This is a genomic window from Mesorhizobium sp. M0894, from assembly GCF_040319725.1.
Taxonomy (GTDB): Bacteria; Pseudomonadota; Alphaproteobacteria; order Rhizobiales; family Rhizobiaceae; genus Mesorhizobium.
This window is the reverse complement of the sequence record NZ_JAMYOG010000008.1, coordinates 234,684-260,726: the sequence shown is the minus strand read 5'-3', so window position 1 is coordinate 260,726 and position 26,043 is coordinate 234,684. Positions and strand designations below refer to the sequence as shown.

39 protein-coding genes are annotated in these 26,043 nt (G+C 62.1%); 2 read left to right on the top strand and 37 right to left on the bottom strand.

Translation table 11 applies throughout. The features are described from left to right. Nucleotides 1-15: 15 nt before the first annotated feature. The 37 genes from NKH91_RS18305 to rpsL all read right to left on the bottom strand — a co-directional run bounded on the left by NKH91_RS18305 (nucleotide 16) and on the right by rpsL (nucleotide 24,248). The gene (locus tag NKH91_RS18305; RefSeq protein ID WP_254817158.1) at nucleotides 16-354 is read right to left on the bottom strand and encodes a DUF190 domain-containing protein; all 339 of its coding nucleotides are present in this window, start codon (nucleotides 352-354) and stop codon (nucleotides 16-18) included. After that, on the bottom strand, nucleotides 351-839 hold the full coding sequence (gene crcB, locus NKH91_RS18300; protein ID WP_352849269.1) for a fluoride efflux transporter CrcB: 489 nt from the start codon (nucleotides 837-839) through the stop codon (nucleotides 351-353). Before crcB (NKH91_RS18300) ends, NKH91_RS18305 begins: the two co-directional genes overlap by 4 nt. Continuing rightward, nucleotides 836-1,222, bottom strand: a complete 387-nt coding sequence (crcB, locus tag NKH91_RS18295; RefSeq protein ID WP_031193553.1) for a fluoride efflux transporter CrcB — start codon at nucleotides 1,220-1,222, stop codon at nucleotides 836-838. The genes crcB (NKH91_RS18300) and crcB (NKH91_RS18295) overlap by 4 nt, the downstream gene beginning before the upstream one ends. Nucleotides 1,223-1,253: 31 nt before the next feature. Beyond that, nucleotides 1,254-2,084 (bottom strand): aspartyl/asparaginyl beta-hydroxylase domain-containing protein, encoded by an 831-nt coding sequence (locus NKH91_RS18290; RefSeq protein ID WP_023717527.1) that lies wholly within the window; start codon nucleotides 2,082-2,084, stop codon nucleotides 1,254-1,256. Between the two features lie 135 nt (nucleotides 2,085-2,219). Further along, entirely contained in the window at nucleotides 2,220-3,530 is a 1,311-nt protein-coding gene (locus tag NKH91_RS18285; protein WP_352849271.1) for a replication-associated recombination protein A, read from the bottom strand. Between the two features lie 42 nt (nucleotides 3,531-3,572). Continuing rightward, nucleotides 3,573-5,060 carry a DegQ family serine endoprotease gene (locus NKH91_RS18280; RefSeq protein WP_352885519.1) on the bottom strand — a complete coding sequence of 496 codons (1,488 nt, stop codon included), beginning with the start codon at nucleotides 5,058-5,060 and terminating at the stop codon, nucleotides 3,573-3,575. 192 nt (nucleotides 5,061-5,252) lie between these two features. Beyond that, nucleotides 5,253-5,684: a 50S ribosomal protein L17 gene (gene rplQ / locus NKH91_RS18275; protein WP_023675127.1), complete on the bottom strand. Its 432-nt coding sequence runs from the start codon at nucleotides 5,682-5,684 to the stop codon at nucleotides 5,253-5,255. 39 nt (nucleotides 5,685-5,723) lie between these two features. Next, nucleotides 5,724-6,734 (bottom strand): DNA-directed RNA polymerase subunit alpha, encoded by a 1,011-nt coding sequence (locus tag NKH91_RS18270; RefSeq protein ID WP_023675128.1) that lies wholly within the window; start codon nucleotides 6,732-6,734, stop codon nucleotides 5,724-5,726. A 106-nt stretch (nucleotides 6,735-6,840) separates the two neighbouring features. Beyond that, nucleotides 6,841-7,230 carry a 30S ribosomal protein S11 gene (gene rpsK, locus NKH91_RS18265; RefSeq protein WP_006205444.1) on the bottom strand — a complete coding sequence of 130 codons (390 nt, stop codon included), beginning with the start codon at nucleotides 7,228-7,230 and terminating at the stop codon, nucleotides 6,841-6,843. 139 nt (nucleotides 7,231-7,369) lie between these two features. Then, nucleotides 7,370-7,738 carry a 30S ribosomal protein S13 gene (gene rpsM, locus NKH91_RS18260; RefSeq protein ID WP_006205445.1) on the bottom strand — a complete coding sequence of 123 codons (369 nt, stop codon included), beginning with the start codon at nucleotides 7,736-7,738 and terminating at the stop codon, nucleotides 7,370-7,372. 198 nt (nucleotides 7,739-7,936) lie between these two features. Continuing rightward, nucleotides 7,937-8,548, bottom strand: a complete 612-nt coding sequence (locus NKH91_RS18255) for an adenylate kinase (protein ID WP_023717524.1) — start codon at nucleotides 8,546-8,548, stop codon at nucleotides 7,937-7,939. After that, nucleotides 8,545-9,885, bottom strand: a complete 1,341-nt coding sequence (gene secY, locus NKH91_RS18250) for a preprotein translocase subunit SecY (RefSeq protein ID WP_023717523.1) — start codon at nucleotides 9,883-9,885, stop codon at nucleotides 8,545-8,547. The genes NKH91_RS18255 and secY overlap by 4 nt, the downstream gene beginning before the upstream one ends. A gap of 191 nt (nucleotides 9,886-10,076) precedes the next feature. Beyond that, nucleotides 10,077-10,550 carry a 50S ribosomal protein L15 gene (gene rplO, locus NKH91_RS18245; protein WP_023717522.1) on the bottom strand — a complete coding sequence of 158 codons (474 nt, stop codon included), beginning with the start codon at nucleotides 10,548-10,550 and terminating at the stop codon, nucleotides 10,077-10,079. A gap of 22 nt (nucleotides 10,551-10,572) precedes the next feature. Then, nucleotides 10,573-10,770 carry a 50S ribosomal protein L30 gene (rpmD, locus tag NKH91_RS18240; protein WP_006205449.1) on the bottom strand — a complete coding sequence of 66 codons (198 nt, stop codon included), beginning with the start codon at nucleotides 10,768-10,770 and terminating at the stop codon, nucleotides 10,573-10,575. Nucleotides 10,771-10,794: 24 nt separating this feature from the next. Continuing rightward, nucleotides 10,795-11,358, bottom strand: coding sequence for a 30S ribosomal protein S5 (gene rpsE / locus NKH91_RS18235; RefSeq protein ID WP_006333394.1), 564 nt, complete (start codon nucleotides 11,356-11,358; stop codon nucleotides 10,795-10,797). A 155-nt stretch (nucleotides 11,359-11,513) separates the two neighbouring features. Continuing rightward, nucleotides 11,514-11,873, bottom strand: coding sequence for a 50S ribosomal protein L18 (gene rplR / locus NKH91_RS18230; protein ID WP_023675132.1), 360 nt, complete (start codon nucleotides 11,871-11,873; stop codon nucleotides 11,514-11,516). An 87-nt stretch (nucleotides 11,874-11,960) separates the two neighbouring features. Next, the gene (gene rplF, locus NKH91_RS18225; RefSeq protein ID WP_023675133.1) at nucleotides 11,961-12,494 is read right to left on the bottom strand and encodes a 50S ribosomal protein L6; all 534 of its coding nucleotides are present in this window, start codon (nucleotides 12,492-12,494) and stop codon (nucleotides 11,961-11,963) included. An 88-nt stretch (nucleotides 12,495-12,582) separates the two neighbouring features. Beyond that, nucleotides 12,583-12,981 carry a 30S ribosomal protein S8 gene (rpsH, locus tag NKH91_RS18220; RefSeq protein WP_006205453.1) on the bottom strand — a complete coding sequence of 133 codons (399 nt, stop codon included), beginning with the start codon at nucleotides 12,979-12,981 and terminating at the stop codon, nucleotides 12,583-12,585. Nucleotides 12,982-12,993: 12 nt separating this feature from the next. Continuing rightward, nucleotides 12,994-13,299 (bottom strand): 30S ribosomal protein S14, encoded by a 306-nt coding sequence (gene rpsN, locus NKH91_RS18215; protein WP_352849274.1) that lies wholly within the window; start codon nucleotides 13,297-13,299, stop codon nucleotides 12,994-12,996. 27 nt (nucleotides 13,300-13,326) lie between these two features. Then, the gene (gene rplE, locus NKH91_RS18210; RefSeq protein ID WP_023717521.1) at nucleotides 13,327-13,905 is read right to left on the bottom strand and encodes a 50S ribosomal protein L5; all 579 of its coding nucleotides are present in this window, start codon (nucleotides 13,903-13,905) and stop codon (nucleotides 13,327-13,329) included. Beyond that, nucleotides 13,898-14,212, bottom strand: a complete 315-nt coding sequence (gene rplX / locus NKH91_RS18205; RefSeq protein ID WP_254817150.1) for a 50S ribosomal protein L24 — start codon at nucleotides 14,210-14,212, stop codon at nucleotides 13,898-13,900. The genes rplE and rplX overlap by 8 nt, the downstream gene beginning before the upstream one ends. A gap of 12 nt (nucleotides 14,213-14,224) precedes the next feature. Continuing rightward, on the bottom strand, nucleotides 14,225-14,593 hold the full coding sequence (gene rplN / locus NKH91_RS18200; RefSeq protein WP_006205457.1) for a 50S ribosomal protein L14: 369 nt from the start codon (nucleotides 14,591-14,593) through the stop codon (nucleotides 14,225-14,227). An 82-nt stretch (nucleotides 14,594-14,675) separates the two neighbouring features. After that, a complete protein-coding gene (rpsQ, locus tag NKH91_RS18195; protein ID WP_023675136.1) occupies nucleotides 14,676-14,915 on the bottom strand; it encodes a 30S ribosomal protein S17 in 240 nt (79 codons plus the stop codon). An 11-nt stretch (nucleotides 14,916-14,926) separates the two neighbouring features. Further along, the gene (rpmC, locus tag NKH91_RS18190) at nucleotides 14,927-15,127 is read right to left on the bottom strand and encodes a 50S ribosomal protein L29 (protein ID WP_006205459.1); all 201 of its coding nucleotides are present in this window, start codon (nucleotides 15,125-15,127) and stop codon (nucleotides 14,927-14,929) included. Nucleotides 15,128-15,140: 13 nt separating this feature from the next. Then, the gene (gene rplP, locus NKH91_RS18185) at nucleotides 15,141-15,554 is read right to left on the bottom strand and encodes a 50S ribosomal protein L16 (RefSeq protein ID WP_352849276.1); all 414 of its coding nucleotides are present in this window, start codon (nucleotides 15,552-15,554) and stop codon (nucleotides 15,141-15,143) included. A gap of 27 nt (nucleotides 15,555-15,581) precedes the next feature. Next, on the bottom strand, nucleotides 15,582-16,307 hold the full coding sequence (gene rpsC, locus NKH91_RS18180) for a 30S ribosomal protein S3 (protein ID WP_095488567.1): 726 nt from the start codon (nucleotides 16,305-16,307) through the stop codon (nucleotides 15,582-15,584). Then, nucleotides 16,307-16,696, bottom strand: coding sequence for a 50S ribosomal protein L22 (rplV, locus tag NKH91_RS18175; RefSeq protein ID WP_006205462.1), 390 nt, complete (start codon nucleotides 16,694-16,696; stop codon nucleotides 16,307-16,309). Before rplV ends, rpsC begins: the two co-directional genes overlap by 1 nt. A gap of 2 nt (nucleotides 16,697-16,698) precedes the next feature. Next, entirely contained in the window at nucleotides 16,699-16,977 is a 279-nt protein-coding gene (gene rpsS / locus NKH91_RS18170) for a 30S ribosomal protein S19 (protein WP_006205463.1), read from the bottom strand. Between the two features lie 16 nt (nucleotides 16,978-16,993). Further along, nucleotides 16,994-17,827, bottom strand: a complete 834-nt coding sequence (gene rplB / locus NKH91_RS18165; protein ID WP_023675138.1) for a 50S ribosomal protein L2 — start codon at nucleotides 17,825-17,827, stop codon at nucleotides 16,994-16,996. Between the two features lie 22 nt (nucleotides 17,828-17,849). Beyond that, nucleotides 17,850-18,143 carry a 50S ribosomal protein L23 gene (locus tag NKH91_RS18160; RefSeq protein WP_006205465.1) on the bottom strand — a complete coding sequence of 98 codons (294 nt, stop codon included), beginning with the start codon at nucleotides 18,141-18,143 and terminating at the stop codon, nucleotides 17,850-17,852. Next, on the bottom strand, nucleotides 18,140-18,760 hold the full coding sequence (rplD, locus tag NKH91_RS18155; protein WP_023675140.1) for a 50S ribosomal protein L4: 621 nt from the start codon (nucleotides 18,758-18,760) through the stop codon (nucleotides 18,140-18,142). The genes NKH91_RS18160 and rplD overlap by 4 nt, the downstream gene beginning before the upstream one ends. After that, nucleotides 18,760-19,488, bottom strand: coding sequence for a 50S ribosomal protein L3 (gene rplC / locus NKH91_RS18150; protein ID WP_023717519.1), 729 nt, complete (start codon nucleotides 19,486-19,488; stop codon nucleotides 18,760-18,762). Before rplC ends, rplD begins: the two co-directional genes overlap by 1 nt. A gap of 96 nt (nucleotides 19,489-19,584) precedes the next feature. Further along, nucleotides 19,585-19,893, bottom strand: coding sequence for a 30S ribosomal protein S10 (gene rpsJ / locus NKH91_RS18145; protein WP_006205468.1), 309 nt, complete (start codon nucleotides 19,891-19,893; stop codon nucleotides 19,585-19,587). A gap of 63 nt (nucleotides 19,894-19,956) precedes the next feature. Further along, complete coding sequence (gene tuf / locus NKH91_RS18140) at nucleotides 19,957-21,132, bottom strand: elongation factor Tu (protein ID WP_127294065.1); 1,176 nt, start codon at nucleotides 21,130-21,132, stop codon at nucleotides 19,957-19,959. Between the two features lie 67 nt (nucleotides 21,133-21,199). Continuing rightward, nucleotides 21,200-23,290 (bottom strand): elongation factor G, encoded by a 2,091-nt coding sequence (gene fusA, locus NKH91_RS18135; protein WP_352885581.1) that lies wholly within the window; start codon nucleotides 23,288-23,290, stop codon nucleotides 21,200-21,202. Nucleotides 23,291-23,320: 30 nt separating this feature from the next. Next, nucleotides 23,321-23,791 carry a 30S ribosomal protein S7 gene (gene rpsG, locus NKH91_RS18130; protein WP_008875664.1) on the bottom strand — a complete coding sequence of 157 codons (471 nt, stop codon included), beginning with the start codon at nucleotides 23,789-23,791 and terminating at the stop codon, nucleotides 23,321-23,323. 85 nt (nucleotides 23,792-23,876) lie between these two features. After that, a complete protein-coding gene (gene rpsL / locus NKH91_RS18125; protein WP_006333356.1) occupies nucleotides 23,877-24,248 on the bottom strand; it encodes a 30S ribosomal protein S12 in 372 nt (123 codons plus the stop codon). 462 nt (nucleotides 24,249-24,710) lie between these two features. On the opposite strand from rpsL, the gene NKH91_RS18120 reads away from it, so the two are divergent. Together NKH91_RS18120 and NKH91_RS18115 are read left to right on the top strand one after the other, a co-directional pair. Then, nucleotides 24,711-24,992 (top strand): transcriptional regulator, encoded by a 282-nt coding sequence (locus tag NKH91_RS18120; RefSeq protein WP_023680447.1) that lies wholly within the window; start codon nucleotides 24,711-24,713, stop codon nucleotides 24,990-24,992. A gap of 90 nt (nucleotides 24,993-25,082) precedes the next feature. Then, nucleotides 25,083-26,018 carry a Gfo/Idh/MocA family protein gene (locus NKH91_RS18115; protein WP_352844896.1) on the top strand — a complete coding sequence of 312 codons (936 nt, stop codon included), beginning with the start codon at nucleotides 25,083-25,085 and terminating at the stop codon, nucleotides 26,016-26,018. The last annotated feature ends 25 nt before the right edge of the window (nucleotides 26,019-26,043 follow it).

Here is a 26,043-nt window from a genome sequence, read left to right as displayed (position 1 = left end):
CGCAATCTCACTCGGTTATTCGTTGTCGGTTCCATATTGCAGAACCTGAACTTTCTCCAGCGTAATCAAACCACTTGTCATGATTGTTTCAAGAACGGGCAGGAAAGCGGCCAATTTTTCCTCGTCATCGACGATCTCGATGACGAGGGGCAGATCCTCCGATAGGCGGAGAATCTTGGTGGTGTGAAGCCGGCTGGAATGGCCGAACCCCATCGCGCCGCGCAGGACGGTCGCGCCGGCGATCTGCATTTCGCGGGCCCTCAGCACGATAACCTCATACAGCGGACGGCCATCTGCCTTGTCGTTTTCGCCGATAAATATGCGCAGCAATTGCGCCTGCGTTGGTATCTTCATTGCCTGGACCCTCTCAGCCGGTTGAGGCGAACTGCAAAAATGTAGCCAAGCCAGACGGCGGCAAGCCAGGCCACCACGGAGACCGCGATATTGAGCCCCGCCGCCACAAGCCTCCCGCCTTGCGCGAGGGTGAGTGTTTCAAGGCTGAAAGCGGAGAAGGTCGTCAGGCCGCCGCAGAAGCCGGCCATGAAGAACTGGCGCTGCAGCGGACCGGCGAAGACGCGACCATCCGGTCCCGTCAATGTCGCGTAGAAGCCGATGAGGAATGAGCCGACAATGTTGACGAGGAGCGTGCCGAAGGGAAATCCAGTGCCCCACCAGGCGGTGCTCGCCAATGAGGCGAGCGCCCGCAGCACGCCGCCGATCATGCTGCCAGCGGTCACGGTCGCATAGATACGAACCGTTTGGCTCGTTCGGCGCCAGCCAATGAGGCGCGCCGCACGCCCCGCCATCCCGTCGGAGCGGAGCTTCTGCGGGCCGCTCATGGCGCCCCGCTGCCAATCAGAAGACTTCCCGCGGCAAAGCCCAGCGTCACGCCGCCGAGGCTCAGGAAAACCGAAAGCAGCACATTTCCGCCGGCGCGCAGCCATTCGCCCTCACGCGCCAGCGCCAGCGTCTGCAGGCTGAATGAAGAGACCGTGGTGTAGCAGCCGAGGCCGCCGGTGACGACAAAGGCCCAAAGGGCAGGCATGCCGTCGCGCGCCACGGCATGCGCAACGACGCCGATTGCAAACGCCCCCGACACATTGACGACCATCGTGCCCCAAGGAAAGGTCTCGCCGACCCGGCGGGCGACGAAGCCGGACAGGAAGAAGCGGGCCATTGCACCGATCGCGCCACCAAGACAGACAAGCAACAGATGATACATCGTGCTCCCTCGCGCCAGTTACGCTACGGTGTCAGGCAGCTCCGACCTTCTTCGGCTTGCTGGAGGCGATCATCTTCCAGTTCTTGTAGAACATGGCATTGATGCGCTCGACGCTGACCGAAACAATGGCGAGGAGCGTCGAGATCAGACCGGGAAACGGCGATGGGCGAATGATGTCCATGAACACGCAGTAGCGGCGCCCGTCATACTCGTTGACCGAGCGATGAAGCAGCGTGTCGTCGAAGATGAACAGCGGGTTCTCGTGCCAGTAATTCTTGGCGTTGCCACACTGGACGAACACTTCCGATTTCACCGGGATGAGGTTGTAGAGAATGCGCAGGCTGAGCCGGAGCGGGCCAAAGTGCCAGGAAGTCGATTCCCTGCCGCTGAACACAGAGACGGCAATCGTCTTGATGTATTTGAAATCCTTGTTGAATTCGGCGACGTTGTCTATTTTGTGCTTGCCATACCACTGATAGACATACATGCCGCGCCGGCCGCTGCCGAAATTGGCGTCGATGTCGGCGATGATCTCGTCCTTGCGTGCCTTGAAGACATCCAGGACCTCGTTGACCTCGCGCTGGTAGTCCGGAGGAAACTGGTCCAATTTCCAGACACCGCGGTTTCTATAGCACAGCAGATCCACCAGCAGATTGAAGGGCGAAAGCAGCCAGGTGAAGATGCCGTTGCCCAGGAAATAACCACTGAACAGCGCCCAATTCTTGTTGTCGTTGCGCAACACGTCGATCAGGCCGAGGACGATGAAAATCGTCGTCAGAATGGGAATGACATAGAAGCCGAGCGCCAGCAGCGGAATGGCTATGGCGAACTTCCGAAGGGTTTTGCGGGATTTTTTTGTCATTTTTCCACGCGCCAGGCGCGATTCCGTTCTGAATATCGTCGGTACGTTTCTGGCCTGCCGCCGGCCGAAGGCGCATCTTGATAGGGTTTTTTATCCCACCAGACAACGCCGATCACACCAGTGTGCGACTGGCAGCTACTTTTCCCGCTCGCTGCGCAGCTTCGCCCAATAGTCCAGCCGCTTCCTGATATCGCGCTCGAAGCCGCGCTCGGGCGGATCGTAGAATGTCTGCCTTCCCATCTTCTCAGGAAAATAGTCCTGGCCGGAAAAAGCGTCGGGCTCGTCGTGGTCGTAGCGATATCCGGCGCCGTAATCTTCCTGTTTCATCAGCTTGGTCGGCGCATTGAGAATGTGCTTGGGCGGCAGCAGCGAACCGAATTCCTTGGCCGCCTGTGTGGCGGCCTTGAATGCGGTATAGACTGCATTGGATTTCGGCGCGGTAGCGAGATAGACGGTAGCCTCGGCGAAGGCCAGTTCGCCCTCGGGCGAGCCCAGATAGTCGTAGGCGTCCTTGGCGGCGTTGGCGACGACGAGTGCCTGCGGGTCGGCCAGCCCGATATCCTCCATCGCCATGCGCACCAACCGGCGCCCGAGATAGAGCGGATCCTCGCCGGCGTCGAACATGCGGGCCAGATAGTAGAGTGCCGCGTCGGGGTCGGAGCCGCGCACCGATTTGTGCAAGGCGGAGATCAAATTGTAATGGCCGTCCTGGCCCTTGTCGTAGATCGGCGCGCGGCGCTGGACGATGCGCTGTAAGGCCTCGGCGCCAAACACTTCACCTGATTTGGCGGCACGCCAGACCTCTTCGGCCAGTGTCAGCGCCGCGCGGCCGTCGCCGTCGCTCATGCGGATGAGCATCGCCCGCGCCTCGTCATCGAGCGGCAGCGCCCTGCCCTCTGCCTCCTCGGCCCGCGCCAGGAGCTTGGCGATGCTGTCCTCGCCGAGCGAGTGAAAGACCATGACGCGTGCGCGCGACAACAGCGCGGCGTTAAGCTCGAAGGACGGGTTCTCCGTGGTGGCGCCGACCAGCACGACGGTGCCGTCTTCCATCACGGGCAGAAAACTGTCCTGCTGGGCGCGGTTGAAGCGATGGATCTCGTCGACGAACAGCAGTGTCTGGCGGCCGTTGGAGCGGCGCAGCTTCGCTGCCTCGAACACTTTCTTCAGGTCGGCAACGCCGGAAAACACGGCCGAGATCTGTTCGAAAGCGAGGCTTGTCTCGCCGGCAAGCAGCCGTGCGACCGTGGTCTTGCCGGTGCCGGGCGGGCCCCAGAAGATCATCGAGCCGAGCGAGCCGGAGCCGATCAGCCGCGTCAGCGCGCCGTCGGGACCGGTCAGATGCTCCTGGCCGACGACCTCGCCGAGGTTCTTCGGGCGCAGACGGTCGGCCAGCGGCCTGCCGGGCGGCGTCTTTTCCGGTTCATCGACACTGAACAGATCGGCCATGCAACTTCTTCTGCCTGGAGCCCGACCATGCTGACGTCGGGCTTAGTAACGCAACACCTGGCGCAGTATCTGCCCGCCGCGCTCGACGGTAAAGCGCCACCAGCGTGTATCCTGCTGGGCTATCTGTTCCAGGGTCGCCGCCTTGTCGATCGTCAGGCCATTGACCTCACGCACGATGTCGCCCGGCTGGAAACCAAAATCGGCAGCGGGCGAATCGCGGTTGATATCGACGACGGTGACGCCTTTGACATCGGTGCGCAGACCAAGCCGCTGGGCAAGCCGTGGCGATAGTTCGGCAACCCTGGCACCGGAAAACGGGCTACGGCCGCGCAATGTGAGCTCCGCAGCTTTGGCGCCCTCAGGCGGCCGTTCCAGCGCGATGTCCATCGTCGCCTGCTGACCCTTGCTTAGAACGCCGAAGCTGGCATTCGTACCGATCGACAGCGTCGCCATCCGGTAGTCCAGCGCCCCGACGCTCTCGACCGGCTTGCCGTTGAGCGACAGCACCACGTCACCAGGCTTGAGCCCTGCCTTGGCAGCGGGTCCTGCCTCTTCGACCGAAGAAATCAGCGAGCCGGCCGGTTTGTCCATGCCGAGCGATTCGGCAATCTGCGGCGTCACCGCCTCGAACTCGGCACCGACATACGGCCGCTCGAAGAAGTCGAGCCCGGCCTTGGCCGCATCGGCGAAGGCGCGAACCATGTTCGAAGGGATGGCAAAGCCGATACCGATCGAGCCGCCGCTACGGCTATAGATCGCAGTGTTGATGCCGATCAGTTGACCACCCATGTTGACCAGCGCGCCACCGGAATTGCCCGGGTTGATGGCGGCGTCGGTCTGGATGAAGAAGCTGGAATCGGAGACGCCGATATGGCTGCGCGCCACAGCCGAAATGATGCCGCTGGTGGTGGTCTGGCCGACACCGAACGGATTGCCGATCGCCAGCACCAGGTCGCCGACCTCGAGCGCGTCGGAATCGCCAATGGCGATCACCGGGAACGGCTTGTCGGAAGAAATCTTGAGCACGGCGAGGTCGAGCGTCTCATCCTTGAGCAGCACCTTGCTGTCGAATTCGCGCCCGTCGGCGGTCGCGACCTTGACCTGGTCGGCGTCCTTGACGACGTGGAAATTGGTGACCACGACGCCGGTCGGATCGACCAGCACCCCCGAACCGAGCGAAGACTGCGCGCGCGGCTGCGAGCGGCCGAAGAACTCCTCGAAGAACGGATCGCCATCAAAGGGCGACGTCACCTTGGCGGTTTGCGAGGCGTAGACATTGACCACGGCCGGGGCCGTCTGCTTGACCAGCGGCGCGAAGGACAGCTGCACCTCCTCGCGGCCGAACGGCACGCGCTTGTCGGGGCCGGAGGTGGCGTTTTCGCCTTCGACGCCATGCAGCAGATCGGTCAGCACGTCGGACAGACCGGGATCTGGCTTGGTCTCCTCCGCCAGCGCGTGCCTGGCCGCCGGCACGACGGCCAGCGCCATCAAGGCGCAGATCAGAACAAGGGACAGCCGTTTAACGCGCATTCCGAATCCTCCAAGTCGGGCGCCATTGTCCTGACGATTGTGCAAAATGAAAGGCTAAGCCGCTGAAATCCGATTATTTTGGATAGTCGCCGCAAAAACCGGTGACAAAACCCCTGCAAGCCCTGCCCTGCAGCTTCGGAAACAGAAAAAGGGGCCCGCAGGCCCCTTTGAACTTCTCAGAAAAACCGAAGCTTATGCGGCTGCGGCTTCCTCTTCGGTGCCTTCGGCCTCGATGCGGGCGCGGTCGCCGGCGCCTTTGGCCGAGGTGTCGCGGTCGACGAATTCGATGACGGCCATTGCGGCATTGTCACCGTGACGGAAGCCGGCCTTCATGATGCGCAGATAGCCGCCATTGCGAGTGGCGTAACGTGGCGCGATTGTGTCGAACAGACGCTTGACGACGCCCTCATTGCCGATCTGGGCAATCACTTGGCGGCGGGCGTGCAGGTCGCCGCGCTTGCCGAGCGTCACCAGCTTCTCGACGATCGGACGCAGATCCTTCGCCTTCGGCAGCGTGGTGAGGATCTGCTCGTGCTCGATAAGCGACACGGCAAGGTTGGCAAACATCGACTTGCGATGGCTTATGCTGCGGGCGAACCGGCGGCCTTTAAATCCGTGGCGCATGGCTCTTCTCCTTCATTGCGGGTTCAAGAGGCCTGAGCCTCAGTATTGATCTTCGTAACGCTTGGCGAGGTCTTCGATGTTTTCCGGCGGCCAGTCCGGCACTTCCATGCCGAGATGCAGGCCCATCGCCGCCAGGACTTCCTTGATCTCGTTCAGCGACTTGCGGCCGAAGTTCGGGGTGCGCAGCATCTCGGCTTCGGTCTTCTGGATCAGATCGCCGATATAGACGATGTTGTCGTTCTTCAGGCAGTTGGCCGAACGCACCGAAAGCTCGAGTTCGTCGACCTTCTTGAGCAGCGCCGGGTTGAAGGCAAGCTCGGTAACCTGTTCGGCAGCGACTTCCTTCTGCGGCTCGTCGAAATTGACGAACAGGCCGAGCTGGTCCTGCAGGATGCGAGCGGCGAAGGCCACCGCGTCCTCGCCCGAGATCGAACCATCGGTCTCGATGGTCATGGTCAGCTTGTCATAATCGAGAACCTGCCCCTCACGGGTGTTCTCGACCTTGTAGGAGACCTTCTTGACCGGCGAATACAGGCTGTCGACCGGGATCAGCCCTATCGGCGCGTCTTCGGCGCGGTTGCGGTCGGCCGGCACATAGCCCTTGCCGGTGTCGACGGTGAATTCCATGCGGATCTCAGCGCCTTCGTCCAGCGTGCAGATGACGTGGTCGGGATTGAGGATCTCGACGTCGCCGACCGTCTGGATGTCGCCGGCGAGAACCGCGCCCGGTCCCTGCTTGCGCACGACCATGCGCTTGGGGCCATCGCCTTCCATGCGGATGGCGATTTCCTTGATGTTCAACACGATGTCGGTCACGTCCTCGCGCACGCCGGCGATGGACGAGAATTCATGCAGAACGCCGTCGATCTGCACGGCGGTCACAGCCGCGCCACGCAGCGAAGACAGAAGCACGCGGCGCAGCGCGTTGCCGAGGGTGAGGCCGAAGCCGCGCTCGAGCGGCTCGGCGACCAGCGTGGTCAGCGTCTTCTTCTTCGACGAGAACTCGATCTTGTTCGGCTTGATCAGTTCCTGCCAATTTTTCTGAATCATAGTGCTTTCCTTCCGTTGTCCCGCCACCATCCAATCGTGGCGGGCGACCTGGAATGCCGTGGAGGAGCGCCCTTGAGGCGCTCGCGCGGCGTTCGGTAAATTCTCTTTAGACGCGGCGCTTCTTGCGCGGGCGGCAGCCATTGTGCGGGATCGGCGTCACATCACGGATCGAGGTGATGGTGAAGCCTGCTGCCTGCAGCGCCCGCAGCGCCGATTCACGACCGGAGCCGGGTCCACAGACCTCGACCTCGAGCATGCGCATGCCGTGTTCCTGAGCCTTCTTGGCAACATCTTCGGCGGCCATCTGGGCAGCGAAAGGGGTCGACTTGCGCGATCCCTTGAAGCCCTGGGCTCCGGCCGACGACCAGGCAATGGAATTGCCCTGCGCGTCGGTGATGGTGATCATCGTGTTGTTGAAGGTCGAATTGACGTGGGCAACGCCCGACGAGATGTTCTTGCGTTCGCGACGGCGAACACGAGCGGCTTCCTTGGCCATGATAGTCCTTTCAGTTGATCTCTACACCGCCGTAATGCCAGCGGCTCCACCAGGGAGAAGGCAGTAGGGGAATATGGCAGTAGGGCAGTATGTCTGCCGTTCCTATTGCCTTACTGCCCTACTCTCTTACTGCCCTAAATTACTTCTTCTTTCCGGCAATCGACTTGGCTGGGCCTTTGCGGGTGCGCGCATTGGTGTGCGTGCGCTGGCCACGAACCGGCAGCGAGCGACGGTGACGCAGGCCGCGGTAGCAGCCGAGGTCCATGAGCCGCTTGATGTTCATCGACACTTCGCGGCGCAGGTCGCCCTCGACCTGGTAGTCGCGGTCGATGGTCTCCCGGATCTGCAGTACTTCCGCGTCGGTCAGCTGGTTGACGCGGCGCTCGGCCGGGATGCCGACCTTGTCGACGATCTCCTGGGCGAACTTCTTGCCAATGCCGTGAATGTATTGAAGCGCAATGACGACGCGCTTGTTGGTAGGAATGTTGACGCCGGCTATACGAGCCATGTTCTTCTCTTCTCCATATAGGCCGGACGAGCCGGCGCTTCAAGTTGCCCCGCGTCCGGTGGAGGCCGGCCCTTGCGGGAGTTTCCAGTTCAAAGCGGCCTGCCTTGCCCTTGCGGACAAGCAAGCCTCATGCCTGATAGGAAGACGGGCCGCCATACCCCAGCGGACCGCTCCAGTCAAGCGCAATCGTTCGTTTCTCTAGCCGGCCGCCTGGCCAACCTGCCGGGTCGTCGCCCTGAGCACCGCCTCGATCTGCTGCGTCACCGCATCGATGTCGGCCATGCCATCGACGCCCCTGAGCTTGCCCTTGGCGTAGTAGTAGCCGATCAGCGGCGAGGTTTTCTTGTAATATTCCCTCAAGCGTTCTTCGAACACCGCTGGGCTGTCGTCCTTGCGCACCGGCAGGCCTGCGGCCTTGGCGTCCTCGGCGCGTTTGACGATTCGGCCAACCAGCGCCTTGTCGTCGACGACAAATTCGATGACCGCGTCTAGCTCCAGCCCGCGATCCGAAAGCATTTCCTCAACGGCGTCCGCTTGCACCAGGGTTCGCGGGTATCCGTCAAGGATGAAGCCGTTTGCGCAATCGGCTTGATCGATGCGCTCGGCCACGATGGCGTTGACGATAGCGTCGGACACCAGTTCACCAGCATCCATCACCGCCTTGGCTCGCCTGCCGACTTCGGTGCCGGCCTGAACAGCAGCACGCAGCATGTCCCCCGTGGAAAGCTGTGGGATGCCGTGTCTTTCTACCAGTCTCAGTGCTTGTGTCCCCTTGCCCGCCCCCGGCGGTCCAAGCAATATCAACCTCATCTGGCCTTCTTCCCCCCGCGCAGCTTCGACTTCTTGATCAGGCCCTCATACTGGTGCGCGATCAGGTGACCCTGAATCTGCGCCACCGTATCGAGCGTTACACTGACCACGATCAGGAGCGAAGTGCCACCAAGGTAGAACGGTACGCCAGTCGCTGAAATCAGGAACTCGGGCAGCAGACACACCAGCACCAGATAGATGGCGCCGACGACGGTGATGCGGGTGAGCACATAGTCGATATAGTCCGCAGTGCGCTCGCCCGGACGATAGCCCGGGATGAAGCCCGAATGCTTCTTGAGCTGGTCGGCGGTGTCCTTCGGATTGAAGACGATCGCCGTATAGAAGAAGGCGAAGAACACGATCATGGCAGCGTAGAAGGCCATATAGAGCGGCTGGCCGTGGCCGAGCGCCGCCAGGATGGTGCTCGCCCAGGCAGGCATGTTGGTCGTCTGCGAGAAGCCGGCAACCGTTGCCGGAAGCAGCAGCAGCGACGAGGCGAAGATCGGCGGAATGACGCCGGACGTGTTGAGCTTCAGCGGCAGATGCGAGGTATCGCCCTGGAACATGCGATTGCCGACCTGGCGCTTGGGATACTGGATCAGCAGGCGGCGCTGGGCGCGCTCGAAGAAGACGATCAGCGCGATGACGACGATGGCGAGCACGATGATCGCCAGGATCAGGCCGGTCGACAGTGCGCCGGTGCGGCCAAGCTCCAGCGTGCCGGAGATGGCGCGCGGCAGGCCGGCGACGATGCCGGAGAAGATGATCAGCGAAATGCCGTTGCCGATGCCGCGGGCGGTGATCTGCTCGCCAAGCCACATCAGGAACATGGTACCGCCGACCAGCGTGACGACGGTGGAGATGCGGAAGAACATGCCGGGATCGTTGACGATGCCATTGCCGCCCTCAAGCCCGACCGAAATGCCATAGGCCTGGACCAGCGCCAGAAGCACGGTGCCGTAGCGCGTGTACTGGTTGATGATCTTGCGACCCTGCTCGCCCTCCTTCTTCAGCGCTTCCAGCGAAGGAATGACCGAGGTCATCAGCTGCATGATGATGGAGGCGGAGATATAGGGCATGATGCCGAGGGCAAAGATCGCCATGCGCTGCACGGCGCCACCGGCGAACATGTTGAACATGCCGAGTACGCCCTTGCTCTGCGACGAGAAGGCCTGGGCGAAAGCGTCGGGATTGATGCCGGGCAGCGGGATATAGGTGCCAAGGCGGTAAACGAGCAGCGCGCCGATGGTGAACCAGATGCGCTTCTTCAGATCCTCGGCTTTGGCGAAGGCCGAAAAATTCAGATTCGAGGCTAGTTGTTCAGCAGCCGAAGCCATGCCTGATTCTCCGCTTGGTCACGCTCGATGCCCGCAGCTCAGGCGGCGCGTGTCACCGAAGCTCACGAGATAAGCTCCGGACTGCAAACATGCAAGCGGCCGCGTTGATGCGGCCGCCACATCTGTCGGATCAAAGCACGACCGAAGGCAAAACCGAATTCCACCTTTGCCGACCGTGCTTCAAATTGCCGTTACTCGGCGGCTGCTTTCTCAGGCAGCTTCACCGAACCGCCGGCCTTTTCGATCTTCTCGACCGCGGCCTTGGAAGCACCGGCAACGTCGAAGGCAAGCTTGGCCTTGATGTCGCCGTCCGAAAGGATGCGCACGCCGTCCTTGACGCGACGGATGACGCCGGCCGCAACCAGCGCCTCGGCCGTCACGACTGTCTTAGCATCGAGCTTCTTGGCATCGAGCGCGGCCTGGATGCGGGCCAGCGACACAACGGTGAAGCTCTTGGCGAAGATATTGTTGAAGCCGCGCTTCGGCAGACGACGGTAGAGCGGCATCTGGCCACCCTCGAAGCCGTTGACGGCGACGCCGGAGCGCGCCTTCTGGCCCTTGACGCCGCGACCGGCGGTCTTGCCCGAACCGGAACCGATGCCACGGCCGAGACGCTTCTTGGAATGCGTCGCGCCGTCCTTGTCACGCAGATCGTTGAGTTTCATCTGGGTTCTCCTGCGCTCTGGCTCAGCCCTCGTCCACAACGCGGACGAGATGCTGGACGGCAGCGATCATGCCGCGCACCGAGGGCGTATCCTCCAGCGTGCGCTGCTTGTGCATCTTGTTGAGGCCGAGGCCGACCAGCGTTGCGCGCTGCTCCTTCGGCCGGCGGATTGGCGAGCCGATCTGCTCGACGGTGATGGTCTTGGTTGCTTTCTTGGCCATGGTCAGATCCCTGGTCAGCGTCGACTATTCTTCAGCCGCAACGGCGGTGCCGCGGCGGGCCTGAAGGGTCGAATACTTGATGCCGCGCGCGGCAGCCACATCCTTCGGATGCATCTGGCTCTTCAGCGCGTCGAAAGTGGCGCGAACCATGTTGTAGGGGTTCGACGAACCCATCGACTTGGCGACCACGTCATGCATGCCGAGCGTCTCGAAGACGGCGCGCATCGGGCCGCCGGCGATGATGCCGGTACCTTGCTTGGCAGCGCGCAGCAGAACACGTCCCGCGCCCCAGCGTCCCTCGACGTCATGGTGCAGCGTGCGGCCCGAGCGCAGCGGCACGAAGATCATGTCGCGCTTGGCCGATTCGGTCGCCTTACGGATCGCCTCCGGCACTTCGCGCGCCTTGCCGTGACCGAAGCCGACGCGGCCCTTCTGGTCGCCGACGACGACGAGCGCTGCAAAGCCGAAGCGCCGGCCGCCCTTGACGACCTTGGCGACACGGTTGATGTGGACGAGCTTGTCGACCATGCCGTCGTCGCGCTCTTCGCGATCACGGCCGCGGCCGCCATCCCTACGTTCCTGTGCCATATCCTGTTCCTTGTTTTTTTCCGGAAGCACGGTTGATGATGATATCCGGCGCCTCTGTGGGTCGCCGGGGGCGAAAACTCTTTTTTCCTTCGCATGATCCTATCCGAAAAGTCTGCAACTTTTTGCTGCGCTGACCTCCGGTTCGGGATCATGCTTTAGAAGCTCAGACCACCTTCACGGGCAGCCTCGGCAAGCGCCTTGACGCGGCCGTGGTAGATGTAGGCACCGCGGTCGAAGACGACTTCCTTGACGCCGGCCTTCGAGGCACGCTCGGCGATCAGCTTGCCGATGGCAGCTGCGGCCGCGGTGTCGGCGCCGGTCTTGAGCGAACCCTTGAGCTCCTTCTCGAGCGTCGAAGCAGCGGCGATGGTGTGGCCCTTGGCGTCGTCGATGACCTGGACGTAGATGTTCTTCGACGTGCGATGGACCGACAGGCGCGGACGATCGCCGGCAACTTTCTTGATCTGGCGGCGGACGCGCTGAGCGCGGCGTTGGGTGGATTCTTTCGAGCCCATGATATCAGTTCCTTGCCTTCAAAAAACGGGGGCAACCATATGCGGTAGGCGAAGCGCCTCCCGCGACCGCTCCCCGCGGCGTTAAAATTACTTCTTCTTGCCTTCCTTGCGGACGATCTTCTCGCCAGCATAGCGGACGCCCTTGCCCTTATAGGGCTCGGGGCTGCGATACTCGCGGATCTCGGCGGCAACCTGGCCGACCTGCTGCTTGTCGATGCCGGTCACGGTGATTTCCGTCGGTTTCGGCACCGAAATCGTCACGCCCTGCGGCGTTTCGTAGACGACGTCATGGCTGAAGCCGAGCGCCAGCTGCAGGTTCTTGCCCTGCATGGCGGCACGATAGCCGACGCCGGTGATCTCGAGCTTCTTTTCGAAACCGTCCTTGACGCCCTGCAGGATGTTGACGATCTGCGTGCGCGACATGCCCCATTTGGAGCGGGCGGTCTTGGTCTGGTCGCGCGGCTGGACAGCGATCTCGCTGCCTTCCATCTTGACCAGCACTTCGTCGTTCACCACGAACTTCAGCTCGCCCTTCGGACCCTTCGCCGTCACGGTCTGGCCGTTGACGGTCGCGGTCACGCCCTGCGGCAGCGAAACGGGCTTCTTTCCAATACGAGACATTTTGTTGTCCTCGTCACTTCTCTTGTTTCAGGTCTCGGCTTCGGGATTTGATCCCGAAACCGGTTTCCAATTGGGGTCACGTACCAGATCAGAAGATCTGGCAGAGGATTTCCCCGCCGACATTCTGTTCGCGCGCTTCGTGGTCGGCCATCACGCCCTTCGGCGTCGAAAGGATGGCGATGCCGAGCCCGTTGGCGACATGCGGTATCGACTTGGCCGAAACGTAGACGCGGCGGCCGGGCTTCGAGACCCGGGCGATTTCGCGCACCACCGGCGCACCGTCGAAATACTTCAGCTCGATCTCGATTTCGGACTTGCCGTTGTCGAAGTCGGTCTGGCTGTAGTCGCGGATATAGCCTTCGGCCTTCAGCACGTCGAGGACGCGGGTACGCAGGCGCGAGGCCGGCGTCGAAACGCTCGACTTCTTACGGCCATACGCGTTGCGGATGCGGGTCAGCATATCGCCGAGAGGATCGCTCAATGACATGTTATGTCCTCCTTACCAGCTCGACTTGACCAGGCCCGGGATCTGGCCGTTATTGCCGAGATCACGAAGCGCGATACGCGATACTTTGAGCTTGCGATAATAGGCACGCGGGCGTCCGGTGACTTCGCAGCGGTTGCGGATGCGGGTCTTGGCCGAGTTGCGCGGCAGCGCCGAAAGCTTCAGCTGAGCGCGGAAGCGCTCTTCCATCGGCTTGGACTGATCCATGATGATCGCCTTGAGCACCATGCGCTTGGCAGCGAACTGGTCCGCAAGCTTGCGGCGCCTGTTGTTCTTCTCGACTGAGCTGGTCTTTGCCATTTCAGATTTTTCCTTTTCTCGCTGCCGTTACTGGCGGAAGGGGAAGTTGAAGGCCTTGAGCAATGCCCTGGCTTCGTCGTCCGTCTTCGCAGTCGTACAAACGATGACGTCCATGCCCCAGATCTGATCAACCTTGTCGTAGTTGATCTCCGGAAACACGATGTGTTCCTTGATGCCCATGGCATAGTTGCCACGGCCATCGAAGCTCTTCGGGTTGAGCCCGCGGAAGTCGCGGACGCGCGGCAGTGCGATGTTCACGAGACGATCGAGGAACTCGTACATGCGTTCCTTGCGCAGCGTGACCTTGGCGCCGATCGGCATCTTCTCGCGGACCTTGAAGCCGGCGATCGAGTTGCGGGCGCGGGTGACGACAGCCTTCTGGCCGGCGATCATCGCAAGGTCTTCCGCCGCGATCGAAGGCTTCTTCGAATCGCCGGTCGCCTCGCCGACGCCCATGTTCAGCACGATCTTGTCGATGCGCGGAACCTGCATCTCGTTGTCGTAGCCGAACTGCTCCTGCAGCGCCTTGCGGATGGTCTCGTTATAGACCTGCTTGAGGCGGGGCGTGTTCTGGGCAGTTGCCTGCTTGGTTTGAGCCTTAGCCATTGATGACTTCTCCCGAGCGCTTGGCGACGCGCACCTTCTTGCCGTCCTTCTGGAAGATGAAGCCGACGCGGGTCGGCTTACCATCCTTGGGGTCGGCCAGCGCGATGTTCGACAGCTGGATCGGCGCTTCCTTGGTGATGATCCCGCCCTCTTGGGACTGGGACTGCTTCTGGTGACGACGGATCAGGTTGACGCCGCGCACCAGCGCGGTGTCGTCCTTCGGCTGCACCGAGAGGACTTCGCCCGAACGGCCCTTGTCCTTGCCGGCCAGCACGACGACCTTGTCGCCTTTTCTAATCTTTTGCATTGGTCCGGCTCCTTACAGCACTTCAGGCGCGAGCGAGATGATCTTCATGTGGTTCTTGGCGCGGAGTTCGCGCGGAACCGGTCCGAAGATACGCGTGCCGATCGGCTCTTTCTTGTTGTCGACGAGAACGGCTGCGTTCTTGTCGAAACGGATCACGCTGCCGTCCGGGCGGCGGATGTCCTTGGCCGTGCGAACCACGACCGCCTTCATCACATCGCCCTTCTTGACGCGGCCGCGCGGGATGGCTTCCTTGATCGACACCACGATGATGTCGCCCACGGAAGCATATTTCCGCTTCGAGCCGCCCAGCACCTTGATGCACATGACACGACGGGCGCCGGAATTATCCGCGACGTCGAGGTTTGTTTGCATCTGAATCATGACTGGCCGCCTTCTTCTTTTCTAACGGGACGGGTTTCTCACCCCTCCCCGGTCTGTCCAAAATTCGTTTCGTTAGCCCTGATCAGGCCTGGTCCGAAGACACCACGACCCAGCGCTTGTCCTTGGAAATCGGCTTCGATTCCTGGATGAACACCTGATCGCCGACCTTGTGGGCGTTGTTCTCGTCGTGCGCCTTGTACTTCTTGGTCATGCGCACGGTCTTCTTCATCACGGGATGCGTGAAGCGCCGTTCGACCTTGACGACAACCGTCTTCTCGTTCTTGTCGCTGACGACGGTGCCCTGCAGAATGCGCTTTGGCATGGTTTTCGTCCTTAAGCCTTCTTGGCCGCGGACTTTTCCGCAGCGATGGTCTTGATACGCGCAATGTCCTTGCGGACCTGCCTCACGCGCGCGGTCTTCTCAAGCTGGCCGGTGGCCTTCTGGAAGCGCAGGTTGAACTGCTCCTTCTTCAGGCTGGCCAGGTCGTCGGTCAGCTGGTCCTGGGTCTTGGTCCGGATGTCTTCGGCTTTCATGATCAGCCCGTCCTTATTCTGCGATGCGCTGCACGAAGCGCGTCCTGACCGAGAGCTTGGCCGCGCCGAGACGCAGCGCCTCACGGGCGATTTCCTCGTTGACGCCGTCGATCTCGAACATGATGCGGCCGGGCTTGACGCGCGCCGCCCAGTAATCGACCGCGCCCTTGCCCTTGCCCATGCGGACTTCGGTCGGCTTCGACGTCACCGGCACGTCCGGGAAGATGCGGATCCAGACGCGGCCGGCACGCTTCATCTCGCGGGTGATCGCGCGGCGGGCCGCCTCGATCTCGCGCGCGGTGACGCGGTTCGGCTCAAGCGCCTTCAGCCCGAAACCACCGAAATCCAGGTTGGTGCCGCCCTTGGCGGTACCGTGGATGCGGCCCTTGAACTGCTTGCGGAACTTTGTGCGCTTTGGCTGCAGCATCGTTCTAACTCCAAATTCCTATCTGTCTTACGCGTTTTCGCGACGGCGACCGCGTTCGCGCTCACCACCACCGCCATGCGCATGATCGCCCTCGGTGGCGCGGCGTTCCGAAGCCATCGGGTCGTGCTCTAAGATCTCGCCCTTGAACACCCACACCTTGACGCCGCAGATGCCATAGGCCGTGTGCGCCTCGGCCGTGCCGTAGTCGACGTCGGCGCGCAACGTATGCAGCGGCACGCGGCCTTCGCGGTACCATTCCATGCGCGCGATCTCGGCGCCGCCAAGACGGCCGGCACAGTTGATGCGGATGCCTTCGGCACCGAGGCGCATCGCCGACTGCACGGCGCGCTTCATGGCGCGGCGGAACGCGATGCGGCGCTCGAGCTGCTGGGCGATCGACTGGGCGACCAGGGTCGCGTCGATCTCCGGCTTGCGCACTTCGACGATGTTCAGATGCGTCTCGGACTTGGTCATCTCCATCAGCTTCTTGCGAAGCTTCTCGATGTCGGCGCCCTTCTTGCCGATGATCAGGCCCGGACGCGCCGCATGGATGGTGACGCGGCACTTCTTGTGCGGACGCTCGATCACGACCTTCGAGATCGCAGCCTGCTTGAGTTCCTTCTCCAGATATTTGCGGATCTTGATGTCCTCGTGCAGCAGCTTGCCGTACTCGCCTGTATTCGCGAACCAGCGCGAATCCCAGGTGCGGTTGATGCCGAGACGCAGACCGATCGGATTGACTTTCTGGCCCATTATGCGGCCTCCCCTTTTTCTTCGACTTCACGAACGACGATCGTGAGGTGCGAGAACGGCTTCTCGATACGGCTGGCGCGACCACGGCCACGGGCATGGAACCGCTTCATGACGATCGACTTGCCGACATAGGCTTCCGCCACGATCAGCGCATCGACGTCGAGGTCGTGGTTGTTTTCCGCGTTGGCGATCGCCGATTCCAGCGTCTTCTTGACCGTGCCGGAAATCCGCTTGGCCGAGAATTCGAGGTCGGAAAGCGCTGTCGCGACCTTCTTGCCGCGGATCAGCGCGGCAACCAGGTTCAGCTTCTGCGGGCTGATACGGATCGTGCGCAACACGGCGCGCGCTTCGTTGTCAGCAAGCCTGCGCGGAGCTTTGGCCTTGCCCATGATTATTTCCTCTTCGCCTTCTTATCCGCGCCGTGACCGTAATAGGTCCGGGTCGGAGCGAATTCACCGAACTTGTGACCGACCATGTCCTCGTTCACCGAGACGGGAACGTGCTTCTGGCCGTTGTAGACACCGAAGGTGAAGCCGACGAACTGCGGCAGGATGGTGGAGCGGCGGCTCCACATCTTGATCACCTCATTGCGACCACCTTCACGAACCTTGTCCACCTTCTTCAGAAGGTAGCCGTCGATGAAGGGGCCTTTCCAAATCGAACGAGTCACTTGGCGTTACCTCTTCTTAGCTCTTGCGCTGATGGCGCGAGCGCAGGATGAACTTGTCGGTCGCCTTGTTGGACCGCGTCTTCTTGCCCTTGGTCGGCTTGCCCCAGGGCGAAACCGGATGGCGGCCACCCGAGGTGCGGCCTTCGCCGCCGCCATGTGGATGGTCGACCGGGTTCATGGTCACGCCGCGATTGTGCGGACGCTTGCCGCGCCACACGGTGCGGCCTGCCTTGCCGTCATTGATGTTGCCGTGGTCCGGGTTGGACACGGCACCGACAGTGGCCATGCAGGAGCCGTGGACGACACGCTGCTCGCCCGAGTTGAGGCGCAGGATCGCCATGCCCTGGTCGCGGCCGACAAGCTGGCCATAACCGCCGGCCGAGCGGGCGACCTGAGCGCCCTTGCCAGGCTTCAGCTCGATATTGTGGACGATCGTGCCGACCGGCATCGAGGCCAGCGGCATCGCGTTGCCCGGCTTCACGTCGACCGATTCGCCGGCCACGATCTTGTCGCCGGGAGCCAGACGCTGCGGGGCGATGATGTAGGACAACTCGCCATCGTCATACTTGATCAGCGCGATGAAGGCGGTGCGGTTCGGATCGTATTCGATACGCTCGACCGTGCCGACGACGTCGAACTTGCGGCGCTTGAAGTCGATGATGCGGTAGGTACGCTTGTGACCGCCGCCGATGAAGCGGGCCGTGATGCGGCCGTAATTGTTGCGGCCGCCCGACTTGGTCAGGCCTTCGGTCAGACCCTTGACGGGCTTGCCCTTGTAGAGGCCCGAGCGGTCGACGATGACCAGCTGACGGGTGCTCGGCGTTACCGGGTTGAATTTTTTCAGTGCCATTGTTCTGTCCTCGCGACCTTGCTCAGAGACCCGTCGCGACGTCGATCGACTGGCCGTCGGCCAGCGTCACAACCGCCTTCTTGACGTCGCTCTGGCGGCCGATCGTGCCGCGGAAGCGCTTGATCTTGCCCTTGCGGACAAGCGTGTTCACGGCCATCACCTTGACGCCGAACAGCGCTTCGACGGCGGCCTTGATTTCCGGCTTCGACGCCTTCTTGGCTACGTTGAAGACGACCTGGTTCTGCTCGGAAGCCATGGTCGACTTTTCGGTGATCGCCGGCGAGACGATCACATCGTAATGACGAAGGTCGGTCATTTGAAGCGCTCCTCGAGAGCCTCGACGGCGGCCTTGGAAAGGACCAGCGTGCCGCGGCGCAGAATGTCGTAGACGTTGATGCCCTGGATGGGCAGCACGTCGATGTTCGGGATGTTGGTCGCCGCCAGCTTGAAGTTCTTGTCAAGCTCGGCGCCGCCGATCACCAGGGCGTTGCTCAGGCCCAGCGTCGCGAAATTCGCGATCAGCGCCTTGGTCTTGGCCTCGGTCAGCTTCAGCTCGTCGATGATGATGATCGACGCGCTCTTGGCCTTGGCCGAAAGCGCATGCTTGAGGCCGAGCGCGCGCACCTTCTTCGGCAGATCGTGCTCGTGGCTGCGCACGACCGGGCCGTGGGCCTTGCCACCGCCGCGGAACTGCGGAGCGCGAGCCGAATGGTGACGGGCGCGGCCGGTACCCTTCTGCTTGTACATCTTGGCGCCGGTGCGGGCGATTTCCGCGCGACCCTTGGCCTTGTGCGTGCCCTGCTGCTTCTTGGCAAGCTGCCAGCGCACGACGCGCTGCAGGATGTCCTCGCGCGGGTCAAGGCCAAAAATCTCTTCGGAGAGCTTCAGCTTGCCGGCGTCCTTGCCGCCAAGCGTTGTAATCTTGAGGTCCATTATTCCGCTCCCTCTGTGGCCGGGGCCTCGTTCTTGGCGGCACCATCGGTTGCAACGGCGCGGATCGCGGCGGGCTTCGGCGCGTTGGCCGGAAGCGCCACCTTGGCCGCGTCGCGGACCAGGATCCATGCACCCTTCGAACCCGGGACCGCACCGCGGATCAGGATCAGGCCGCGATCGGCGTCGGTCGAGACGACCTCGACATTCTGCGTGGTGACGCGTGTGTCGCCCATGTGGCCGGCCATATGCTTGCCCTTGAACACCTTGCCCGGATCCTGGCGCTGGCCGGTCGAGCCGTGTGTACGGTGCGACACCGAGTTGCCGTGCGTCGCGCGGCCGCCACCCATGTGGTGCCGCTTGATGACGCCCTGGAAACCCTTGCCGATCGTGGTTCCCGTCACATCGACCTTCTGGCCGACGACGAAATGCTCGACGGTGATCTCGGCGCCGACATCGATCATGTTGTCGGCGGAGACGCGGAACTCGGCAACCTTGGCCTTAGGCTCGACGGAAGCGGTCGCGAAATGGCCGCGCATCGCCTTCGACGTGTTCTTCACCTTGGCAAGGCCAACGCCGAGCTGGACGGCGGTATAGCCGTTCTTCTCCTGCGTGCGCTGCGCCACGACCTGGCAGTTCTCCATCTGGAGAACAGTGACGGGAACATGTTCCCCGGCATCGTTGTAGATGCGGGTCATTCCCACCTTCTTTGCAATCACACCTGAACGCATCGGTTCAATTCCTTTAGAGTTCCCTGTCGGGGCTGTCGCCCCTCCACGCCTCTTGTTCCTTCAGAGTTCCGGGTCGCCCCGCTGACCTCTGGTTCCTTAGAGCTTGATCTCGACGTCGACACCGGCGGCCAGGTCGAGCTTCATCAAAGCATCGACCGTCTGCGGGGTCGGGTCGACGATGTCGAGCAGACGCTTGTGCGTGCGCATCTCGAACTGCTCGCGGCTCTTCTTGTCGACGTGAGGCGACCGGTTGACCGTGAACTTTTCGATCCGCGTCGGCAGCGGAATGGGGCCGCGGACGTTGGCGCCGGTGCGCTTGGCGGTCGACACGATTTCCCGTGTCGAGGCGTCGAGCACCCGGTGATCAAACGCCTTCAGGCGGATGCGGATATTCTGTCCGTTCATGCGTCACTTCCTTGTTCTGGCGCGGCGCGGGCAGCGCCCGCGACAGATCGGTTTAAGTCCAAATTACTCTTTGATGGTGACGACGATGCCGGCACCGACGGTGCGGCCGCCTTCACGGATGGCGAAGCGCAGCTTCTCTTCCATGGCGATCGGCACGATCAGCTCGACATCGACGGTGATGTTATCGCCCGGCATCACCATCTCGGTGCCTTCCGGCAGCGACACGATGCCGGTTACGTCCGTCGTGCGGAAATAGAACTGCGGACGGTAGTTGGTGAAGAACGGCGTGTGACGGCCGCCCTCGTCCTTGGTCAGGATGTAGGCTTCGGCGACGAACTTCTTGTGCGGCTTGACGGTGCCGGGCTTGGCCAGAACCTGGCCGCGCTCGACGCCTTCACGGTCGACACCGCGCAACAGCGCGCCGATGTTGTCGCCGGCCTGGCCCTGGTCGAGCAGCTTGCGGAACATCTCGACGCCCGTGCAGGTCGTCTTGGTGGTCGGACGGATGCCGATGATCTCCAGCTCCTCGCCGACCTTGACGACGCCGCGCTCGACGCGGCCGGTCACCACCGTGCCGCGGCCCGAGATCGAGAACACGTCCTCGATCGGCATCAGGAACGGCTTGTCGAGCGGACGAACCGGCGTCGGGATGTAGGCATCGACCGCCGCCATCAATTCGCGGATCGCGTCCTCGCCGATCTTCTTGTCAGAATCTTCAAGCGCGGCAAGCGCCGAACCCTTGACGATCGGAATGTCGTCGCCGGGGAACTCGTTCTTGGTCAGGAGCTCACGCACCTCGAGCTCGACCAGCTCGAGCAGCTCGGCGTCGTCGACCTGGTCGACCTTGTTCAAAAACACCACGATCGAGGGCACGCCGACCTGGCGGGCCAAAAGGATGTGCTCGCGGGTCTGCGGCATCGGGCCGTCGGCGGCCGACACGACCAGGATCGCGCCGTCCATCTGCGCGGCACCGGTGATCATGTTCTTCACATAGTCGGCGTGGCCGGGGCAGTCGACATGGGCATAGTGGCGGGCAGCCGTCTCGTATTCGACGTGTGCCGTCGAAATGGTGATGCCGCGCGCCTTTTCTTCCGGCGCCGCATCGATCTGGTCGTAGCGCTTGTATTCGCCAAAATACTTGGTGATCGCCGCCGTCAGCGACGTCTTGCCGTGGTCGACGTGACCAATCGTGCCAATGTTCACATGAGGCTTAGTGCGCTCGAATTTACCTTTTGCCATGTGATCTCTCCATTCCTGCCAGCCCGTGCGGGCCTTGAATTAAGTTACTGGTGCAACTCGTTTCGAGTTACGCGTATTTCTTCTGGACTTCCTGGGCGACCGCGGTCGGGACCGGTTCGTAATGGTCGAACTGCATCGTGTAGGCCGCGCGGCCCTGGCTCATCGAGCGAAGGTTGTCCACGTATTTAAACATGTTGGCGAGCGGCACCATCGCGTTGATGACCACCGCGACGCCGCGGGCTTCCTGGCCCTGGATCTGTCCGCGACGGCCGTTCAGGTCGCCAATGACGCTGCCGACGTAATCTTCCGGCGTCACCACTTCGACCTTCATGATCGGCTCGAGCAACTGCACGCCCAACTTCGGCGCTGCTTCACGGAAGCAGGCGCGGCCGGCGATTTCGAAGGCCAGAACCGAAGAGTCCACGTCGTGGTAGGCACCATCGATCAGCGTCGCCTTGACGCCGATCATCGGGAACCCGGCGAACGGGCCCGAGGTCATGACGCTGTTGATGCCCTTTTCGACACCGGGGATGTATTCCTTCGGCACAGCGCCGCCGACGATCTTGGTTTCGAACTCGAATTCGCTGCTTTCCGGATTCGGCTCGAACAGGATCTTGACGCGGGCGAACTGGCCGGTACCGCCGGTCTGCTTCTTGTGCGTGTAGTCCTGCTCGTGCTTGCGAGTGATCGTCTCGCGATAGGCCACCTGCGGCGCGCCGACATTGGCCTCGACCTTGAACTCGCGACGCATGCGGTCGACGATGATGTCGAGGTGAAGCTCGCCCATGCCGGAGATGATCGTCTGGCCGCTTTCCTCGTCGGTCTTGACGCGGAAGGACGGATCCTCGGCGGCCAGGCGGTGAAGGGCGAGGCCCATCTTTTCTTGGTCGTTCTTGGTCTTCGGCTCGATGGCGATCTGGATGACCGGATCGGGGAATTCCATGCGCTCGAGGATGACCGGATGCAGCGGATCACTGAGCGTGTCGCCGGTGGTGGTGTCCTTGAGACCAGCGAGGGCGACGATGTCGCCGGCAAAAGCCTCTTCGACGTCGGCGCGCGAATTCGCATGCATCTGCAGCATGCGGCCGATGCGCTCTTTCTTGCCCTTCACGGTGTTGTCGACCGAGATGCCCTTGGTGAGCTTGCCCGAATAGATGCGGGCAAAGGTGAGCGAACCGACGAACGGGTCGTTCATGATCTTGAAGGCGAGCATCGACAGCGGCTCGTTGTCGTCGGCATGACGCTCGATCTCGGCGTCGGTCTTGGCGTCGACGCCCTTGATGGCCGGGACATCGGCCGGCGACGGCAGATATTCGACGACGGCGTCGAGCAGCGGCTGCACGCCCTTGTTCTTGAAGGCCGAGCCACAGAACATCGGATAGAACTTCACCGCGATCGTGCCCTTGCGGATGAGCGCACGGATCTCGTCATTGCTCGGCATCTTGCCTTCGAGGTAATTCTCGAGCGCCGTTTCGTCCATTTCGACGGCGGCCTCGATCATCTTCTCGCGGTACTCTTCGGCACGAGCCTTGAGGTCGGCAGGGATCTCGACGATGTCCCAGGCAGCGCCCAGCGTCTCGTCGCGCCAGACCAGCGCGTTCATCTCAACGAGGTCGACGACACCCTTGAACTCGGTCTCGGCGCCGATCGGCAGCTGCATGACGACGGCATGCGCACCGAGGCGCGAACCGATCATCTCGACCGAGCGGTAGAAGTCGGCGCCGATCTTGTCCATCTTGTTGCAGAAGATCATGCGCGGCACGCGGTACTTGTCAGCCTGGCGCCAGACGGTCTCCGTCTGCGGCTCGACACCGGCATTGGCATCGAGCAGCGCGATGGCGCCGTCGAGCACGCGCAGCGAACGTTCGACCTCGATGGTGAAGTCGACGTGGCCGGGGGTGTCGATGATGTTGAAGCGATGGATCTTGCCGTCTCGACCCTTCCAGAAGGTCGTGGTGGCGGCCGACGTGATGGTGATGCCGCGCTCCTGCTCCTGCTCCATCCAATCCATGGTCGCAGCGCCGTCATGGACTTCGCCGATCTTGTGCGACTTGCCCGTGTAATAGAGGACGCGCTCGGTGGTCGTCGTCTTGCCGGCGTCGATATGCGCCATGATACCGAAATTGCGGTAGTCTTCGATTTTATATTCGCGGGCCATGGGAGGTGCCTCTTCAGTCTCGTTCGCGCTTTACCAGCGGTAGTGCGCGAAAGCGCGGTTGGCTTCTGCCATCTTGTGGGTATCTTCACGCTTCTTGACGGCGGTACCGCGGTTGTTGGCCGCGTCCATCAGCTCGCCGGAGAGGCGGTCGACCATAGTGGTCTCGTTGCGGTTGCGGGCGGCGGCGATCAGCCAACGGATGGCCAATGCCTGACGGCGCTCGGGGCGCACGTCGACCGGAACCTGGTAGGTGGCGCCGCCGACGCGGCGCGAACGCACTTCCACATGCGGCGCGACATTGTCGAGCGCCTGATGGAAGACGGTGACCGGTTCCTGCTTGGTCTTGGACTGGACCTGGTCGAGCGCGCCGTAGACGATGGTCTCGGCAACCGACTTCTTGCCGTCATACATGACGGCGTTCATGAACTTGGTGACGATCAGATCGCCGAACTTCGGGTCCGGATTGATCTCACGCTTTTCTGCACTGTGACGACGGGACATTTTTTCTCTGCCTCAATTCTACGCGGTGGCCTGGATCCCGGATCGTCGCTTGACGCCGCCCGGAACGACCTTGGCTACGCTTCGGTCACTTCGGACGCTTGGCGCCGTATTTCGAACGGCGTTGCTTGCGGTTCTTCACGCCTTGCGTGTCGAGCACGCCGCGGATGATGTGGTAACGGACGCCCGGAAGATCCTTGACGCGACCGCCGCGGATCATCACCACCGAGTGCTCCTGAAGGTTGTGGCCTTCGCCGGGGATGTAACCGATCACTTCAAAACCATTGGTCAGGCGGATCTTGGCCACCTTGCGCAGCGCCGAGTTCGGCTTCTTCGGCGTCGTGGTGTAGACGCGCGTGCAGACGCCCCGCTTCTGCGGGTTCTGCTGCATGGCCGGGACCTTGTTGCGCTTCACCGGCGCAATGCGCGGCTTGCGGATCAGCTGGTTGACGGTAGGCATTAAACCCTCTTGTCTCTCAATTCCGTGTCTCGCCCGGTCAGGGCCGCTCAAAGCGTCATTTCCATACGCAAATTCGGGCCACAAACCGCGCCTCGCGGTCTTGCCCGAACAAATGGCAGAGGAAGCGGAAGCCGCTTCATGCACGCCGGAAATGTCTTTTCGCTCGTAAAACGAACCCTGTTTGAGGCAAACTCCAAAGCGTGTCGCTTCGGAAGCAAGAGCCTCACATCGGTTCTGACTGGGCGGCTTCTACTCGTATGGCCACTGTCCGTCAACCCCGGAGCGGCAAATATTGCGCTGAAACCGAGGCGTAGCAGCCATGGGAAAAATGCATGTAATTTTCTTGCGCCGTTTTTCAAGAGGAAGGCAGAAAGTGACCGGCTTGCGGCTGTTTCCAGGCCATGCTTCGTGCGAAAAGGCGGCATGAACAGCCCAAACCCCCTCGCCCGGAGGTACGAACCCGTGAATGACAATGAGGAGCGCCCGGTCACCATTATTACCGGCCGGGTGTGGAAGCGCAAAGGCGGCAAGCCGGAAGGCGTGCATGTGATGCTGGTCGCGCCGGACGACGATTCGGCTGTGCGCCGCGCTCTCGAATCGCTTGCCGCGGAAGGTTATGCCGAGGCCGAGCTCGACCAGATCGGCGACATGGACGGCGTGCCCGACGAGGAACCGCATCTGTCCGCCTATCAGGGCGCGCTCGAAGGCGAAGTGTCGATCGTGACGTTCGATGTGCCGATCTGACCAGCCATGTGATTGTCGCGGTCTCGCCCTGCTTGCCCGGCATCGGTTCTCTGCTAAGAACCAAGCGCAATATCAACCTGCGGAGTCCCCATGTCCCTGAATAGCGATCCCATCAAGCTCGGCATTGTCGGCGTGGGAAAGATCGTTCGCGATCAGCACCTTCCGGCCCTGGCGAAGGACCGCGACTACCGCCTCGTCGCCGCCGCCAGCCGGCACGGCAAGGTGGACGGCATTGCGAATTTTCCCGATATCGAGGCGATGCTCGACACTGTGCCGGAGCTTGAGGCCGTATCGCTCTGCATGCCGCCGCAGTTCCGCTACGACGCCGCGCGCACGGCGCTGGCGGCGAAAAAGCATGTCTTCCTGGAAAAACCGCCCGGCGCCACGGTCAGCGAGGTCGAGGATTTGAAAGCGCTGGCAGTGGCGAACGGCGTCTGCCTGTTCGCCAGCTGGCACTCGCGCTATGCGCCGGCCGTCGAAGCAGCGCGTACATTCCTCAGCTCGACTACGATCAGGTCGGCCGCCATCAACTGGAAGGAAGACGTGCGCCGCTGGCATCCGAATCAGGAATGGATCTGGGCTCCCGGCGGCTTTGGCGTCTTCGATCCCGGCATCAACGCGCTGTCGATCGCCACCCACATCCTGCCACCGATGTTCATCAGTTCGGCAGAGCTCGATTTCCCCGAAAACCGCGCGGCCCCGATCGCCGCCCATATCGTCTTCCGTACTTCGAACGGTCTGCCGGTGACGATGGAACTCGACTGGCGCCAGACCGGGCCGCAAAGCTGGGACATCCTGGCCGATACCGAGGCCGGATCGATGGTGCTTTCTGGCGGCGGCTCAAAGCTCGCCATCGATGGCCGCGTCGTTCACGAGGAGCCGGAAGCCGAATATCCGATGCTCTACAAGCGCTTCGCCGAGATCGTGCGCGCCGGCGTTTCCGACGTCGACCTCGCGCCGCTCCAGCACGTCGCCGACGCCTTCATGCTCGGCAAGCGCAATGTGGTCGAAGCTTTTTTTGACTGACACTGACCCCGGTAGAGCGACCTTG